Here is an 18,105-nt window from a genome sequence, read left to right on the forward strand (position 1 = left end):
GATTTGCACCCGTGTCCAGCAGCACCGGATACAAGCTCGTAAACCAGCCTACCGTACGTGTAATATCCACCTCTGGCAGGATCGCTTCCCGACCATGTCCCTCCAGATTCACCAGCACATGTCCTGCGCCTGTCCAGTTATGCATCGCCAATCCTAACGCGGTCAGCAGCAAATCATTGACCTCGGTGTTGTAGGCGCGATGTGCCTGCTTCAACAGCTGCTGGGTTTCAGCTTCGGTCCACTCCACCGTCAGCACTTCGCTGTCTGCATTCAAGGAGCCCTCATAGGCAAAATCCTTAGGCAGCGGCGCAGCATCAGCTTTGGCCTGCTCCAACTGCTGCCAGTAGACTTCATCCGATGCAGCTTCAGGACGGTTGGCGTAAGACGACAACTCCCGTGCCCATGTTTGGAAGGAATCCGTTTTATATGGCAAACGTACAGACTCACCCTTCAGCGCTTGCTCGTAGCCTGTAGAGAAATCTTCAAACAGAATCCGCCACGACACCCCGTCCATCACCAAATGGTGAATGGCTATGAGCAAATGATCGCCCTCTACTGTGCGGAACAATCCCAGTTGCACGAGAGGTCCTTCGGACAGATAAATGCTGCTTTGAATTTCAGTTGCCTTCGCTTCCAGCGCTTCCGCATAGGTTGCCTGTTCACGGTAATCCACCGTTTCCAGCGTATACAATGCGCCTTCATCTACACCGCGTGTCCAAGCCGTGTAACCGGATGAAACCTGACGGAAAACCGTACGCAACGCATCATGGTGCTTCACGATATGATCCATTGCCCGGCGAACCGCCGTCTCATCAAAGCCCTCGGCGCTATAGAGCATGACCGCCTGATTAAAGTACTGCGGACGCTCGCGCTCCTGTGCAAAGAACCAGTGCTGGATCGGAAGCAAAGCGGTTTCCCCACTCACTTCTCCTTGATCTGCAATACGGCTCACCTCTTGCATATGCGGTGCCAGTGTTGCGACTGTTGGATACTGGAACAAATACTTCATGTCCAGCTTGTAGCCTGCCTGGAACGAACGGGATGCGATTTGAATTGCCTTGATTGAATCGCCGCCCAGATCAAAGAAATTGTCCAAAATACCGACAGTTTGCACGCCCAGTACTGACTGCCAGACTGCCACGAGTGCCCGTTCCGGTGCGGTGCGCGGCTCTTCATAATCCGCCCCGCTTTGCAGACTACCTTCCGGTGCTGGCAGTGCCTTGCGGTCGATTTTGCCGTTCGGACTCAGCGGCATCTGCTCCAGCTGTACAAAGTACGATGGCACCATATAGCTTGGCAGCTCCCGGCCCAGCTCACTTCTCAGCTCGCTGGCTCCGAGCTCTTGCCCGGCAACGTAGTACGCCACCATTTGTTTTTGGCCTGTTTCATCTGCACGGGCCATGACGACCGCTTCGCGTACCGATTCCACCTTCAACAACTGTGATTCGACCTCGCCCAGCTCGATCCGGTACCCCCGGATTTTCACCTGATGGTCAATCCGGCCCAAATATTCGATGTTGCCGTCCGGCATCCATCTCGCCAAATCGCCCGTGCGGTACATCCGCTCATAGCCTGCTTCGCCATCCGCAAACGGATCGGCAACGAATTTCTCTGCCGTCAGCTCCGGACGGTTCAGATAGCCTCGTGCTACACCTACACCGCCGATGCACAGCTCCCCTGCTACCCCAATCGGCTGCAATTGCTCCGTGCCTTCCTTCACGATGTACAGACGGATGTTCTGAATCGGTTTTCCGATTGGAATAACGGCATATTCCTCCGTCGGCTCGCAATCAAAGTACGATACGTCCACCGTCGCTTCGGTTGGGCCATACAGGTTGATCAGCTTCGCTCCAGCGATTCCTGACACGAGCCGTTGGAACCGCGCCACATGTTGTGGCGGCAACGCTTCTCCGCTGGCAAATACATGGCGCAGCGTTCCCAGCTTCGCTTGCATTACTTCCTGCGGCTGCTGCTCCACATACTCCAGGAATGCATGCAGCATCGCAGGCACAAAGTGCATCGTGCTTACGCTATCACGGGCAATCGTGTCTACGATGTCCTCCGGATTCTTTTCCCCGCCAACCGACAACAGACTCACCTTCGAGCCGACCATCGACCACCAGAACAGTTCCCACACCGACACGTCGAACGTAAAGGCTGTTTTTTGCAGGATCGTACCCTCCGCACTCAAGCCGTAACGGTCATGCATCCACAAAATCCGGTTCAGCACGGAATGGTGTTCAACCATAACGCCCTTCGGTTTTCCAGTCGAGCCGGAGGTGTAGATGACATAGGCTACATGACGCGGACCAGCCAGTGGCTCCAGATTCGAGCCGTCTTCGTGGTACATGTCCTTGCCACCCTGCACCGGACGATCCAGCACCAGCACCTTGCCGTCGAAGCTCAGCGACGCTTGCTCGGCCAAATGCGATTGCGTCAGCACCAGCTTCGCTCCCGAGTCCTCCAGCATAAAGCGAATGCGGTCCGCCGGATATTCCGGGTCAATTGGTACATATGCGCCGCCTGCCTTGAGGATCGCATAGATGCCCACGATCATTTCCAGCGAGCGGTGTACCAGAATGCCCACCGGCTGATCTGGTTCAACGCCTTCCGCACGTAGGGTGCGTGCGAGACGATTGGCTCGTTCGTTCAGTTCACCGTAGGTCAACGTCTCTGCTCCAAACAGCACCGCCACCTGATCCGGTGTTCGTGCCGCCTGTTCCTCGAACAGCGCACTTAACGTCTGACCCTGCGGATAAGCTGCCGCCGTAGCTCCCCAAACCTGAACAATCTGCGCTTGTTCTTCCGGTGTTACCAATTCCAGCTCATTCACACGGATATGCGGATTGTTCACGATTTGCCCGATGACATGGTCGATATGACCTTGGATACGCTCCATAGCAAACCGGTTATACACAAGAGCATTGTATTCAAACAGGATGGAGATATCCTCGTCAGGCACGACAATCAGGTTAAAATCGTAGTTGGTTTGCTCTGCAAGTGCCACATTGGCAATAGAGAAGCCAGTCTGATCGCCTGTCTCGCTGGAACTGCCCACCTGCTTCATTTGCTGCCCGATCGGATAGTTTTCAAAGATCATAATATGATTAATCAGGTCTTGCTTTTGTTCAGTCAGCGCCTGCATGTCATACAACGGGAAGGTGTCATACGCACTGGAGGCCAAAGCCTGCTCCTGTGTCCGTTGCAATATTTCAGCAAACGTAGCATTCTGCTCACTGCTAATGCGAACCGGAATCGTATTGATGAACAGACCGATCATGTCCTCCACACCCGGAATGTCTGCCGGACGTCCAGATACAACACTACCAAACACGACATCCTGATTATTATTGTATTTTTGTAAAATAACGCCCCAAACGCTTTGCAGCAATGTATTAATCGTTACCTGCTGCTGCTTGGCAATGCGGTTTAACGCCGCGCTCCGTTCTTTACCTAGTACAAATGACAGCTTTTCCGAAACATAACCGGAATTTGAAGCCGTACCGCTTCCTTCTTTATCTTCAACCCGTGCCATTAGGGAAACCTGTGCATGCTCGCCAGGCAGCAAGGTCTGCTGCTCGAAGCCAGCCAAATAGTCGCTCCAATAGCGGGTCGCTTCCTGCGTATCCTGCCGTTCCAGCCATTCAATATACTCACTATACGGCTTGACAGGTGCGAGCTCTGGCTGTTTGTGCTTCAGCAGGGCAAAATATGCACCAAACACTTCGTCCGTCACTAGTGACAGGCACCAGCCGTCCATCACCATATGATGGAAGCTCCATACAAAGCGGTATGAGCTATCCCCCGTGCGGAAGACAGTTACGCGCATAAGCGCGTCCTTGCCTAAATCAAAGTTTTGCTCTTTATCCAGGGCCACAAATTCAGCTACAGCGTCTTCACGACCTCTGACATCCTCATAGCGGAAGCCCGGATTTTTATAACGATAGACGACCTGTAACGGTTGACCATACCAGCCGCTGTAGAAATTCGTCCGGAATATAGCATGTCGGCTAACCAGCAGCTTCAGGCTTTCCTCGAATACGGTCGGCTCAAAATGGCCCTCAAGATCAAAGGTCGCCTGTTCAAAATACACTCCTGATTCTGCGTTCATCAGACTATGGAACAGCATACCCTTCTGCATCGGCGTTAACGGATACACATTCTCCAATTCCCCAACCGTCTGTGTCTGCTCAACAATCGTGTCTAATTGCTCCAGCGTCAGACCCTTTAACAGTACATCGCTTGGAGTCAATTCTGACCGCTCCCGTATGACACAATGCTCGATCATTTCAAGCAAGTTGGCTTTCAGCAGGTCAGCCAGCATTTGGATGGTGTCCTTGCGGAAGGCCTTGCCGTTATACCGAATATCCAGCTCCAGTATGCCGTTCGTGACGATCCCGCCCACATCGAGCGCGTATTTCATCTTCGTCTGGTCACTAACAGCCAAACCAATTGGGTAAGGAGACATCCGAATATCGCTGTTTTGCAAATCCTGATCAAACTGTCCGAGATAGTTAAAGCTCACTTGCGGCTCGGCGTAGCCTCCATCTGTTTGACCCGTAGGCAAAGCGTCTTCTTGATGACCATTTGCCTGGCCAGCTTCACTCAGATGTCTCCAAATACCATAGCCAATTCCTTTATTCGGAATCTGACGCAGGCTCTCTTTGACCTGTTTGATGCGTCCCGACAAATCATGATCACGACCGATGTCCAGCAATACCGGATATTGACTCGTAAACCAGCCTACAGTACGTGAAATGTCCGTATCCGGCAAAATGTCCTCACGTCCGTGCCCCTCCAAATTGATCAGGCTGCGTTCATGACCCGTCCATGTGTACAGCATCATGCCCAATGCAGCCAGAAGCAGATCGTTCACTTCCGTGTTATATGCGCGGTGCGCCTGCTTCAATAGCCGTTCTGTCTCTTCTTCCGTAAGCTTGATGACCACTGTATCCGTGTCAGCCAAGGTAAATTGACCAGCCTGCGCTTGATCCTCAGGCAACCGTGCTTGATCCACCAAAGCGGATGTATTCAATTGCTCCCAGTAGGCGCGTTCACTTTCCATTGCCGGGCTATTCGCATAAGTGGACAGTCGTTCAGACCAGGAATGGAAGGAATCCGTTTTGTCAGGTAATTGGAGTGCTTCTCCATTTACTGCCTGTTCATAGGTTGTAGCCAAATCCTCAAACAAAATGCGCCACGATACCCCGTCCACCACCAAATGGTGAATCGCCATCAGCAAATGATCCCCATCTGCACAGTGGAACAAACCAGCTTTAAACAGCAGCCCTTCATGCAGTTGAATACTGCTTTGAATTTCACTGGCTTTCGCCTCAATCGCTGCGCTGAGCACGGCTTCATCCGTCAAATCCCTAAAGTCCAGCACGTCCAGGTGGTACAGCTCGCCTTCCTGCAATCCGCGGTTCCATGCTTCATAGCCTTGCTCTGTCTTGCTGAACACCATCCGTAGTGCATCGTGGTGCTCCGCCAGCTTGATGAGCGCCTGACGCAGAGCGGATTCGTCAAAGCCCTGCTCCCGGTGCAGCATAACCGCCTGATTAAAGTGATGCGCGTCCACCTGCTCCTGTTCCGCAAACCAGTATTGAATCGGCGTCAGCACCACTTTCCCTGTGACTTCGCCTTGCTCGGCCGTTCTCTTGCCCGCTAAACGCAGATGCGGAGCCAGCTCCTTCACGCTTGGATATCTGAACAAGTCCTTCATGTTCAGCTTATAGCCTGCCTGGAACGCACGGGATACGATTTGAATCGCCTTGATCGAATCGCCGCCCAGATCAAAGAAATTGTCCAAAATACCGACGGTTTGCACGCCCAGGACGGACTGCCAGACTGCTACAAGTACCCGTTCCGGCGCGGTGCGCGGCTCTACATAATCCGCTCCGCTTTGCAGGCTGCCTTCTGGTGCCGGCAGTGCCTTGCGGTCGATTTTACCGTTCGGTGTCAGTGGCATCTGCTCCAACTGAATGAAGTATGAAGGCACCATATAGCTTGGCAGCTCCCGCCCCAGTTCACTTCTCAGCTCGCTGGATTCGAGTTCTTGCTCCGCAATATAGTATGCCACCAGTTGGTATTGGCCTGTTTCGTCCGCACGAGCCATGACTATGGCTTCTCGTACCGACTCCACCTTCAGCAATTGCGATTCGACCTCGCCCAGCTCAATCCGGTACCCCCGGATTTTCACCTGATGGTCAATCCGGCCCAAGTATTCGATGTTGCCGTCCGGCATCCATCTCGCCAAATCGCCCGTGCGGTACATCCGATCATAGCCTGCTTTCCCGTCTGTAAACGGATTAATCACAAATTTCTCGGCCGTCAGTTCTTCACGATTCCAATACCCACGCGCCAAGCCTTCTCCTGCAATACATAACTCGCCCGGCACACCGATTGGCTGCAATCCATCATTCGCATTCAGGATATACATTTCCGTATTCGCGATAGGACGTCCAATATTAATTTGATTGGCATGAGTCAGTTCCTGTACTGTCGACCACACCGTCGTTTCTGTAGGACCGTACATGTTATAAATGCGAAGACCGTTTATTTCTTGCAGTGCTGCCAGCAGCTTGGACGGAAGTGCTTCACCCCCGACCATTATTTCCTTCACACTTTGCAGCGCATGGGAGCCTGCTTCATGACCCAGCAGCATTTGCACCCGGGATGGTGTCATTTGCAACATATCAACATGATGATGAACGATCAACTCACCCAGCGCCTGAGGATCAACCTGATGCTGGCTGTCGCCAAGCACCACCGTCATTCCACCCAACAGTGGCAGGATGGTTTCCAATACGAAAATATCGAATGAAATTGTCGTGAGTGACAAAATGGTTTTGCCTGCTTCAAAGTCGATTATTTCGCGCATCCCTGTAATAAAGTTGAGTACCGAGCCATGCTGGAGCATAACTCCTTTCGGATTTCCAGTCGATCCAGAGGTATAAATGACGTAAGCCAAATGCTCTGGGCGGGCAATCGTCTCCAGATTGCCGCTCTCTCCCTGATACAATTCTGTATCCTCAAGGAAGATTGTATTGGCGTTGCAATGGTGCTCTTCCACTAGATCACGACTGGTCAGAAGCACTGTGGCCTTACTGTCTTCCAGCATGTATTCAATACGAGATGACGGAAATTCGGGATCAATCGGCACATAAGCACCGCCTGCTTTTAGAACAGCAAGGAGCCCTGCGATCATTTCCACTGAGCGCTCCACCATCAGGCCAACCAGCTTGTCGGGTCCTACTCCCTGCGCTTGAAGCATTCGTGCCAAGGAGTTGGCCCGTTCATTCAGCTCCCGATAAGTCAGACTCTGATTTTCAAACACCAATGCCACTTGATCCGGCGTACGCTCCACCTGCTCCTCAAACAGCTCATGGATTGTCTGATTGTGTGGATATACCGCAGCGGTGTCATTAAACGCTTCTGTAATCTGTTGTTTTTCCACCGCTGTGACTAATTCCAGCTCTTCAACGCGAACGTTCGGATGGAGTGAAATTTGCTCCAGCAGACGGACAAAATGTCCATGCAGACGCTCAATGCCTATTTGATCAAAGCAGAGTGCGTTATACATAAAACGAATCTTCATACCTTCTCCCGGCATAACGGCTACGTTCAGATCATAGTTGGTTTCCTCTGTAGTCACTACGTTCGAAATCGTAAATTTATCGTGACCACCACTTCCCAACTGCTCTACCTGCTGCTCTACCGGATAATTTTCAAATATCATAATATGGTTGATCAAATCCTGCTTCTGTCCGGTCAGCGCCTGAATCTCATACAACGGAAATGCGTCGTAGCTATTAGAGGCCAGCGCCTGCCGCTGTGTTCGTTTCATCAGTTCGACAAAGGCCTCACCCTTTTCAGACAGAATGCGCACTGGAATCGTATTTATGAACAACCCAATCATGCGCTCCACACCCATGATATCGGCTGGACGGCCGGATACAACACTACCGAATACAACATCCGGACTGTTGTTGTATTTTTGCAGCAGCACGCCCCATACCGTCTGAATCAATGTATTGATGGTCACCTGATTTTGCTTCGCCACCCGTTTGATCTGAGCGACCAGTTCCGGTTGGAATTCGCATTCCAGTTCTCCGCCGACATATTCCCCGGCTTGTGCGGATTTAGGCTGTGTTTTTTGCTGCGGAAGCATAATTTGCTGCTCATAGTCTGCCAGATACCCGCTCCAGTATTGCAGGGCCGCTTCACGATCCTGACGCTCCAGCCATTCAATAAAACGACTGAATGGCGTGACCTGCTCAAGCACCGGCTCCTGACCCGCACGAAATGCCTGATAGCTGCCAAATACCTCCTGTATCATAAAGGACAAGCACCAGCCATCCATCAAAATGTGATGGAAGCTCCAAACAAAGTGGTACGTTTCATCCCCCGTTTGCAAAATGGAAATACGATTGAGTGCATCCTCTGCCAGACGGAATCCTTTGGCTTTATCTGCAAGCACAAAAGCCTCAACCCGAGCTTCACGCTCCTCTTTTTCCAGTCCGCGCAAGTCTTCGTAGTACAATGCTCCGCTGCGGTTGCGGAAGACAACCTGTACAGGCTCATCCTTCCATAAATTGATAAAGTTCGTCCGTAGGGCCTCATGACGTTGTACAAGCAGATCCAGGCTTTTGCCGAAGGTGACCACATCAAAACGTCCGTTCAGCTCAAAGGTGGCCTGCTCAAAATAAGCCGCCGAATCCTCGTCCATCATGCTGAAGAAGAGCATCCCCTTTTGCATTGGCGTTAAGGCATACACATTTTCCAGTTCACCCATATCTCGCGTATCTTCCACCAGTTGCTCCAGCTCGTCCAGCATTACGTTATCTAGCAGGACATCACTTGGTGTCAATACCGTTCTTTCCTGGGCGACGCAATGGCTGATCACCTCACGCAAGCCCGAAGCCAGCAGCTCTCCAAGCCGGGCAATCGTCTCATGACGGAATTGCGTTGTGCCGTAGCGAATAGTAAAGATCAGCTCGCCGTCCTCGATCACTCCATTGATATCGAGCGCAAAATCCATAGCCGCGTTTGTGCTGACAGGCACACCCATAGAATAAGAGGAAGGCTCCAGATCGTTGCCTTTATAATCCTGATCAAACTGGCCCAGATAGTTAAAGTTGATTTCTGGGGTCAACTGGAGCTGTACGCCTGCTCGCGCGAAAGCCTCCGTATTTGACAGGTATCGCAAAATACCATAGCCAATGCCTTTTTGCGGAATATGGTGCAGCCCTTCCTTCACCTGTTTGATCAAACGGGCGATATTTCCACCTTGTCCCATGCTTCCATCCAGTACAACCGGGAATTGGCTCGTAAACCAGCCAACCGTGCGCGTAATATCCACATCAGATAAAATGGATTCCCGTCCATGACCCTCCAGGTTGACCAGCACGCGTTCAGAACCGGACCAGTCATATACGGCTTTACCGAGTGCAGCCAGCAACAGGTCATTCATTTCCGTGCTATACGCGCGGTGAGCCTGCTTGAGCAACAAATCGGTTTCCCGCTTCGTCCAGCGGACGGTGACAACCTCACTGTCTCCAAGCAAGGCATGATCGTTGTCATAATCCTTTGGCAACGGCTTCGCCAGACTTGCTTCTGCTTGTTCAATATGCTGCCAGTAAGCAAGCTCCCGCTCCATCGTCGCACTGTTCGCATAGGCTGACTGGTGCTCGGCCCATGTCTGGAACGAATCTGTTTTAAGCGGCAATCGAATAGCTTTGCCCGTTTTACCTGCAACAGCCTGCTCATAAGCGGCTGCCAAATCCTCCAGCAGAATGCGCCACGATACACCGTCCACAACCAAATGGTGAATGACGATTAACAAATGATCGCCCTGAGCGCATTGGAACAAACCAAGCTTCACAAGCGGTCCCTCGCTCAAATGAATGCCAGCTTGAATTTCATTCGCCTTGGCTTCCACAGCTGTGGATTCGTCTTCAATCCCACTGAAATCTACAATTTCCAGTGTATATAGCTCGCCTTCCTCCACACTGCGGTTCCAGGCTACGTAACCATGCTCCGTCTCGCGGAATACAGTACGCAATGCGTCATGATGCTGGACCATGCGTTCCATTGTATGGCGCAGCGCATCTACGTCAAAGCGCCCAGCTCGATACAGCATCATCGCCTGGTTGCTGTGGTGCAGGTCAACCGGCTGCTGCTCAAAGAACCACCGTTGAATTGGTGTCAACTCTACCTCACCGACTACCTCTTCCTGACTGGCGATTTTGCCATCTGTGCGAAGCAAAGGACTAAGGGACGCTACCGTCGGATTGCTGAACAGGTCTTTCATGTCCAGTCGATAGCCTGCTTGCAGCAATCGGGACGATACCTGCAAGGCCTTGATCGAATCGCCGCCCAGCTCGAAGAAGTTATCCTGCGTGCCTACCGTTTCCACGCCCAGTACCCCGGCCCATACCGAAGCCAATACTTGCTCTACCGTTGTACGCGGTGCCACATAGGCTGCACCTGTATGGATGCTGCCTTCCGGCTCTGGCAAGGCCTTGCGGTCGATTTTGCCGTTGCTCGTCAGCGGTATCGTCTCCAGACGCATCAAGCGTGCTGGCACCATGTGCGCTGGCAGCCCTGCTTCCAGCTGGGCCTGTACCTCCTCGATCCGCAGCTCCGCTTCTCCTGTGATATAGCCGCACAAATACTTGTGCCCACGCTCGTCTGTCCGGTCGATCACGACCGCTTGACGCACACCCGGCACCCGCTGGATCGCCGTTTCGATCTCGCCCAGCTCGATCCGGTAGCCCCGGATTTTGACTTGATAGTCCATCCGGCCGATAAAGTCCACATTCCCGTCCGGCATCCACCGCGCCAGGTCTCCGGTGCGATACAATCGTTCACCCGGCACGTACGGATTCGCCACGAATTTCTCGGCCGTCAGGTCGGCACGGTTCAGGTATCCACGTGCTACCCCGGCCCCGCCAATGCATAGCTCGCCCAGTACGCCGACAGGCACCGGATTCAGCTGACTGTCCACGATATAAAAGCGTGCATTCAGCCACGCCTGACCAATCGGCACACTGCCGCTGCTCGGCAGCTTCGATAGCTCTTCGTCATAGAAGCTGGAGTCAATCGCCGCTTCCGTTACGCCGTAGCTGTTAATAATCCGAGTATCTGCGCCAAATCGTTCTTGCAGCACCCGGTAATCCGTCACGCTGCAGCTATCCGAGCTGGTGATTAGCAGTTCCAGACTGCTCATGTCCAGTCCCTGTTCATACACATGCTGCATGAACGGTACGATCAGGGCTGGTGTCGATTCGAACACCGTAACCTGATAATTGCGAATCCAGCTATACAGACGGCTTGGATCAATCCGGTCATCTTTCGGGCAAATGACCATTGTTCCGCCGTTATAGATCGCCCGTGCGATATCCCCGACGAATACGTCGAAGGAGAAGCTCGCCAATTGCAGCAGCCGTACCGGGAACTGGTTCAGACGGTAATCCCGGCGATACGCCGCAGCCGTATTCACCAAGCTGCGATGCTCGATCATGACTCCCTTCGGACGTCCCGTTGTACCGGAGGTGTAGATCACATACGCCAGGTCCTGCGGCTCGTTGATATGCTCGATATCCGCGATATCCCCGGTGTACAGCGACTCATCGTCCAACGCCAGTACGGTCTGCAAACGCAGTCCTGTTGCTGGTTCGGACGTTGCTTTGTTTTCATCCAGCCATACCTGCGCACGCTCCTGCAAGCCTGTTTGGGTCAACAGTACCGTAGCACCGCTGTCCTCCAGCATGAAACGAATACGTTCTGACGGATAGTCTGCATCCAGTGGCACATATGCGCCTCCAGCCTTCCACACCGCCAGTACGCCGACCAGCATGTCTACCGAGCGTTCGCTCAAGATGCCGACAATCGACTCGCGTCCAATGCCTTCATTTCGCAGTCTGCGAGCCAGCTGGTTCGCACGCTCGTTCAGCTCGCGGTACGTAAGCTGATTCTCCTCGTACACAACCGCCACGTGATCCGGCACAAACTGCGCCTGTTCTTCCACATAGGCGTGGAACAACCATTCGACTTCCTTCGCATCACTCCACGCATACACGCCAACTGAACCAAAACCGTCGATGATCTTCGCTTTTTCCTCAGCAGTCACCAGCTGAAGCTCATCTACCAGCGCATTCGGTCTGTTAATCGCTTCCTCTACGATATGCAGCAAATGCTCGCGGATTTGCTCCATAGCTGCGCGTTCAAACACCAGCGCGTTGTATTCCAAATGAACACCGATTTCTTCACCCGGCACAATGGTAATGTTGAAATCATAGTTCGTTTGCTCCGACACGGAAGCATTCGCAATGGTAAAGCCGTTCGTTTCATGGCTACCCATTTGCTCCATGCTCTGTTCCACCGGATAGTTTTCAAACACCATAATATGGTTTACCAAATCCTGCTTCTGCTCTGTCAGGGCCTGAATTTCATACAACGGATAGGTTTCATAGGCACGGGAAGCAAGCGCCTGCTCCTGTGTCTGCTTCATCAGCCCAGCGAACGTAACATCTTCCCCGCTGTGAATCCGTACAGGAACCGTATTAATGAACAAACCGATCATTTTATCGATGCCCGGAATATCCGCTGATCTACCGGATACAACACTACCAAATACAACATCCCGACTATTGTTATATCGTTGCAGCACAACACCCCATGCCGCTTGCAGCAGCGTATTGACCGTCACCTGCTGCTGCTTGACCAGCTTGTTCATCCGCTCCGTCACTTCACGGCTCAGTGTAAACGAAAGCTTGTCAGCCTCATACCCCTTGGCGCGACCGTCCAGCTGCTTCGCTTGCGGCAACACCGTCTGTTGTTCAAAGCCGGCAAAATAGTCACTCCAGAACCGTTCTGCTTCCGCGTTGTCCTGCCGTTCCAGCCATTCAATATATTCGCTATATGGCGTTACCGGGGCAAGCTCTGGCTTTCGGTTTTCGAGCAATGCAAAATACGTATTGAAGGCTTCCCCGACAACCAGGAACAAGCACCAGCCGTCCATCAAAATATGGTGGAAGCTCCACACAAAGCGGTAAGACTCCTCGCCCGTACGTAATATAGAAACTCTCATCAGCTCGCCTGAGCTGAAATGAAACCCTTCCGCTTTGTCTCGCTCAGCAAAATCAGCAATGTACGCGTCCAGTTCTCCTTGCTCCATCGAACGCACGTCTTCAAAACGGAATCCGGCAGCTTTATGACGATACACCACCTGTAAAGGCTGCTCATTCCAGCCGCTATAAAAATTCGTTCTGAAAATTTGATGGCGATTCACCAGCAGATTCAGGCTTTCGGAAAAAGCATCCACTTGAAAGCTGCCCTGCAGATCAAATGTTGCCTGCTCAAAATACGCCCCGGATTGCGGCTCCATCAAGCCGTGGAACAGGATTCCCTTTTGCATCGGCGTTAGCGAATAAACATTTTCCAGCTCTCCCGCAGCAGCGGTTTGCTCTACAATGTGCTCCAGTTCTCCAGCCGTTAGTCCTTGGAAGGACAGATCGCTTGGTGTCAGCTCTGGCAGCTCTTTGTCCACGCAATGAGCTAATACCTGGCGCAAGCATTCCTGAAGCAAATCAGCTAGCCTTTTGATTGATTTTTTCATGAACGTTTTGCTGCTGTAGCTGATCGTCAGCTCCAGCGCACCATCCGTGATCATGCAGTTGATATCAAGGGAATACCGCTTGGTCAACGTGTCACTAATGGAAGCCCCGAGGGAATAAGGAGACATACGGAATGCATTATTTTTCAAATCCTGATCGAATTGTCCGAGATAGTTAAAGCTAATTTCCGGCTCAACAACAAAAGCTGATTCCCCTTCTTCAGTAGCAGAAAGATATCTCAAAATACCGTATCCAATTCCTTTATGCGGCAAACGGCGCAGCCCTTCCTTGACGTCCTTGACACGTCGTCCCACATTCCGATCCTCGCCCATATCCAGAATAACTGGGAATTGGCTGGTAAACCAACCGACCGTACGTGTAATATCCACGTCTGGCAATATAGCTTCCCGTCCGTGACCCTCCAGATTCACAAGCACCTGACTGATGCCTGCCCACTCGTGAACCGCGGTTCCCAGAGCCGTCAGCAATAGATCATTCGCTTCCGTATTATAGGCACGATGTGCCTGCTTCAAAAATTGCTCTGTTTCTTCGACTGTCCACGCTACCGTGAGTGTGCGGTCATCACGGAGATGAGGCTTGGCCTCGGATTTGCGAGTGTAATCCCTGGGCAAAGCTGCTTGAGTAGCCCCAGCTTGCTCCAGCTCTTGCCAGTACGCACGTTCCTTCTGCAATGCTGTGCTGTTCGCATAAGCTGACAGCTGATCAGCCCACAGGCGGAAGGAATCCGTCTTATTTGGCAAACGGACAGACTCGCCCTGTAAAGCCTGCTCATATCCAGTTGCCAAATCCTCCAGCAAAATACGCCAAGACACACCATCCACCACAAAATGGTGGATCGCCACTAGCAAATGATCTCCATCAGGGCAACGGAACAGACCCAGCTTTACCAGAGGGCCTTCATCCAGGCGGATGCTGCCTTGAATTTCGCTGGCTTTTGCTTCCAGCTCATGTGCAAAATCAGGTTCGTTCGTAAAATCAACCACTTCGAGGATGAAGAGCTCACCTTCTTGTACGCCACGGTTCCATGCTTCGTACTCGCCATCTGCATTCTGGCGGAATACGATACGCAGGGCATCATGATGCTCAACCATGCGTTGCAGTGCCTGACGAAGCGCCGTTTCGTCCATACGATCCTCACGGTGCAGCATCAACGCCTGATTATAGTGTTCTGGCTTGGCTGGCTGCTGCTCAATAAACCAATGCTGAATCGGCGTCAACGCTACCGCACCCGTGACTTCCCCTTGGTCTGAGACGCGGCTCACCTGCTGCACCCGTCCATTCAGCTCAGCAATGGTCGGATATTGGAACAGTTCCCTCATTTCCAGTTTATAGCCGTTTTGCAGTAATCTTGAAGACACCTGAATGGCCTTGATCGAGTCGCCTCCCAGATGGAAAAAGTTATCCAGTACACCGATATGCTCGATGCCTAGTACAGATTGCCATACCGATACCAACGTCCGTTCCACATCGGTTCGCGCTGCTACATAATCCTCGCCAGAATCCACACTTCCCTCCGGCTGTGGCAACGCCCGGCGATCCACCTTGCCGTTGGGTGTCAGTGGCAATTGCTCCAGCTGCACAAAATACGACGGCACCATGTAGCCCGGCAGTTCCTGGCTCAAAGCGCTGCGCAACTCACTTGCCGTTACATCCTCATGGGTCACCACATAAGCGCAGAGCTGCTTTTGCCCCTGCTCATCCTCACGTGCAATCACCACCGCTTCTCGCACCGCTTCCAGCTTCAACAGCTGTGCTTCCACCTCGCCCAGCTCGATCCGATAGCCCCGGACTTTCACCTGGGCGTCGATCCGCCCCTTGTATTCCAGCGTCCCGTCCGCATTCCAGCGCACCAGGTCGCCTGTGCGATAGCAGCGTTCTCCGCTGCGGTATGGGCTGTCGATGAACTTTTCTGCCGTCAGGTCCGGGCGATTCCGGTATCCACGTGCCACCCCATCGCCGCCGACGATCAGCTCTCCCCATGCCCCGACAGGCTGGAGCCGCATCGAACGGTCTACGACATACGCCGTGGAGTTGTGAATCGGACGACCAATCGGTACGGATTCTGATTGCACGCTGGTAATGGCATGCGTCGTGGAGAAGGTTGTATTTTCCGTCGGGCCATAGCCGTTTACAATCCGCAGGGAAGGATGAGCCTCCAGCACCCGGTTAATATGCGGGACGGACAGCACATCACCGCCGACCAGCAGCTCCCGTACCCCCTCAAACAGTTCCAGGTCCTGCTGGGACAGCTGGTTAAAGAGCGGCGCTGTCAGCCACATCGTGGTAATGCCATGGCTGCGAACAGCTTCCTTGAGCTTCGGCGCGTCCAAAATGACATCCTGACTCACCAGCACCAGCTGTCCACCATTCAATAGCGCACCCCAAATTTCGAAGGTGGACGCGTCGAAGACAACAGCCCCGGTCTGCAAAATGCGCGTATCAGTATCCAGTTGCGCATAGTTTGTATTTTTCACCAGACGTACGACATTGCGGTGCTCTACCATAACCCCTTTGGGTTGCCCAGTAGTTCCCGAAGTGTACATCAAATAGGCGAGTCGATCCCCGAATTTACCCGTTTGTGAAATCTCATTTTTCAGATTTGTATAATGGGTATAATTCGCATGATTAACCTCGTTTTGCTCCGATTGTACAGTATTTAAGCCTTGGTCAGCCTCTGCTCCGTATACAGTAGCATCGCTCAGATCCAGCACAATCCCGCTGTAGTCTTCTGGCTGCTGCTCCGCATGCTGCACCAGCAGCAGCTTCGCACCTGAATCCTCCAGCAGGTAGCGTACACGCTCTGCCGGATAATCCGGGTCAATTGGCACATATGCGCCGCCCGCCTTAAGGATTGCCAGCATACCGACGATCATATCTGTGGAACGCTCAGCGACGATGCCTACCGTTCGCTCAACAGTAACACCGTAACCGCGCAGCGTGTGAGCCAGTCGGTTGGCCTGTTCATTCAGCTGCCCATAGGTTAGACGACGGTTTCCAAACACAACGGCAGTCTGATCCTGCATATGCTCTGCCTGTTGCTCGAACAGTTCATGAATCCCTGCATCATGTGGATATGGCACTGCTGTAGCATTGAATACATCCACAATTTGCGTCCGCTCCTCGTCACTAATCAGTGACAGCTCCTGTATACACTTCTGCGGACCCTTCACCATATGCTCAGCCACACTCAGGAATTGTCGGATAATTCGGGCAATCTCCTGTTCGCTGAACAGATCGGTACGATAATCCAAATGCATTATAAACTTATCGTCATCCAGCATTTCTACCATATGAATATCAAAGTCATTCACCGTATCTCCACAGAAATCGGTATCCACCTGCTGAACGGCTTCATCAAAACGGGAAAAGCTCAGCGTACGATACTGAATTGAAACACCAAAGAGGCGCTGAATATCCAGACTGCTTTGCTGTTCACGCAAATCCTGAATAATTTTGTTGTACGGGTAACGCTGATGCCGCAAAATGGACGACTGCTCCTTGCCCACACCTTGCAGGAAGGTCAGCAGCTCGGATTCCGGCTCAACCAGCAGACGCGTAGCCACGGTGCTGACGAACATGCCAACTGTATCCTTCTCCTTCTTCGACGTACGGTTAGCGTACAGGGTACCTACGGTTAAATCCTGTTCCCCTGTCACTTTATGTAAATAAATATACAGGGCGGCCAGGAAGAACGTAAAAATACTGATTTTATGCTCCTCGCAAAAAACCGTGACACCACGATACAATTCAGGCTCCAGTGTATAGCTCTCCCGGCGTGCAGCTGTGCTCAGCGTTAGCGGATTGTATGATTTCAAACCTGTCGTCTCTGGCAAATCGGCAAACTTTTCCGTCCAATATGCCTTGTCCTTCTGGTAACGGTCAGATTGCTCATAGCTTTGCTCCACCTGAATGAAATCCAGATATGGATTCGCTTTGGTCGGTGTAGCCTGACCTGTACCATGGACAATATCCATGTAATGCGTCGTAATTTCATTAATAGCCTGATTCATGGATACACCATCTGAAATAATATGGTGCATTGTGAAATTGTACCAGGTTTCTTCTGCCCCCAGCTGCAAAATTACCAATTGGTAGAGCTGTGAATCCAGCAATAAAAAGGGCTGGGAATTAAGACGGTTTACCAGTTGCTCGGCTTCCTCCAGGCTAACCTGGAGCGTTTCTATGCTTTGTTCAGCAAATGGCTCTACATATTGATACGGAATACCATCCTGAGCAGTGATTTTAATGCGAAAGGAATCATTTTGTGCAATCACCTGATTCATCGCCTGCTGCAATGCATCTATGCGAACAGTTCCCTTGATTTTAACAGTTGTAATAAGCGTGGACGTGTTGCGATTGGGATACAAAAGCTCCGTATACCAAATACGTTGCTGTGGCTGGCTTAATGCAAACAATTGAATATCGTGCTGAGTCATATGTTTCTCTCCTCGCAAAATAGATATTG

General features: G+C 52.0%; 1 protein-coding gene (cut by a window edge). It reads right to left on the minus strand.

The window, feature by feature from the left end; all coding sequences use genetic code 11:
• Positions 1-18,076, minus strand: the 5' end (the start) of a protein-coding gene (locus ABH897_RS15050; RefSeq protein ID WP_404592334.1) for a non-ribosomal peptide synthase/polyketide synthase. 24,029 nt of this gene lie to the left of the window's left edge; only the first 18,076 of its 42,105 coding nucleotides appear in the window; its start codon is at positions 18,074-18,076; the stop codon falls past the left edge of the window.
• Positions 18,077-18,105 lie beyond the last annotated feature (29 nt).

The organism is Paenibacillus sp. RC73 (assembly GCF_044908085.1).
Classification (GTDB): domain Bacteria; phylum Bacillota; class Bacilli; order Paenibacillales; family Paenibacillaceae; genus Paenibacillus; species Paenibacillus terrae_A.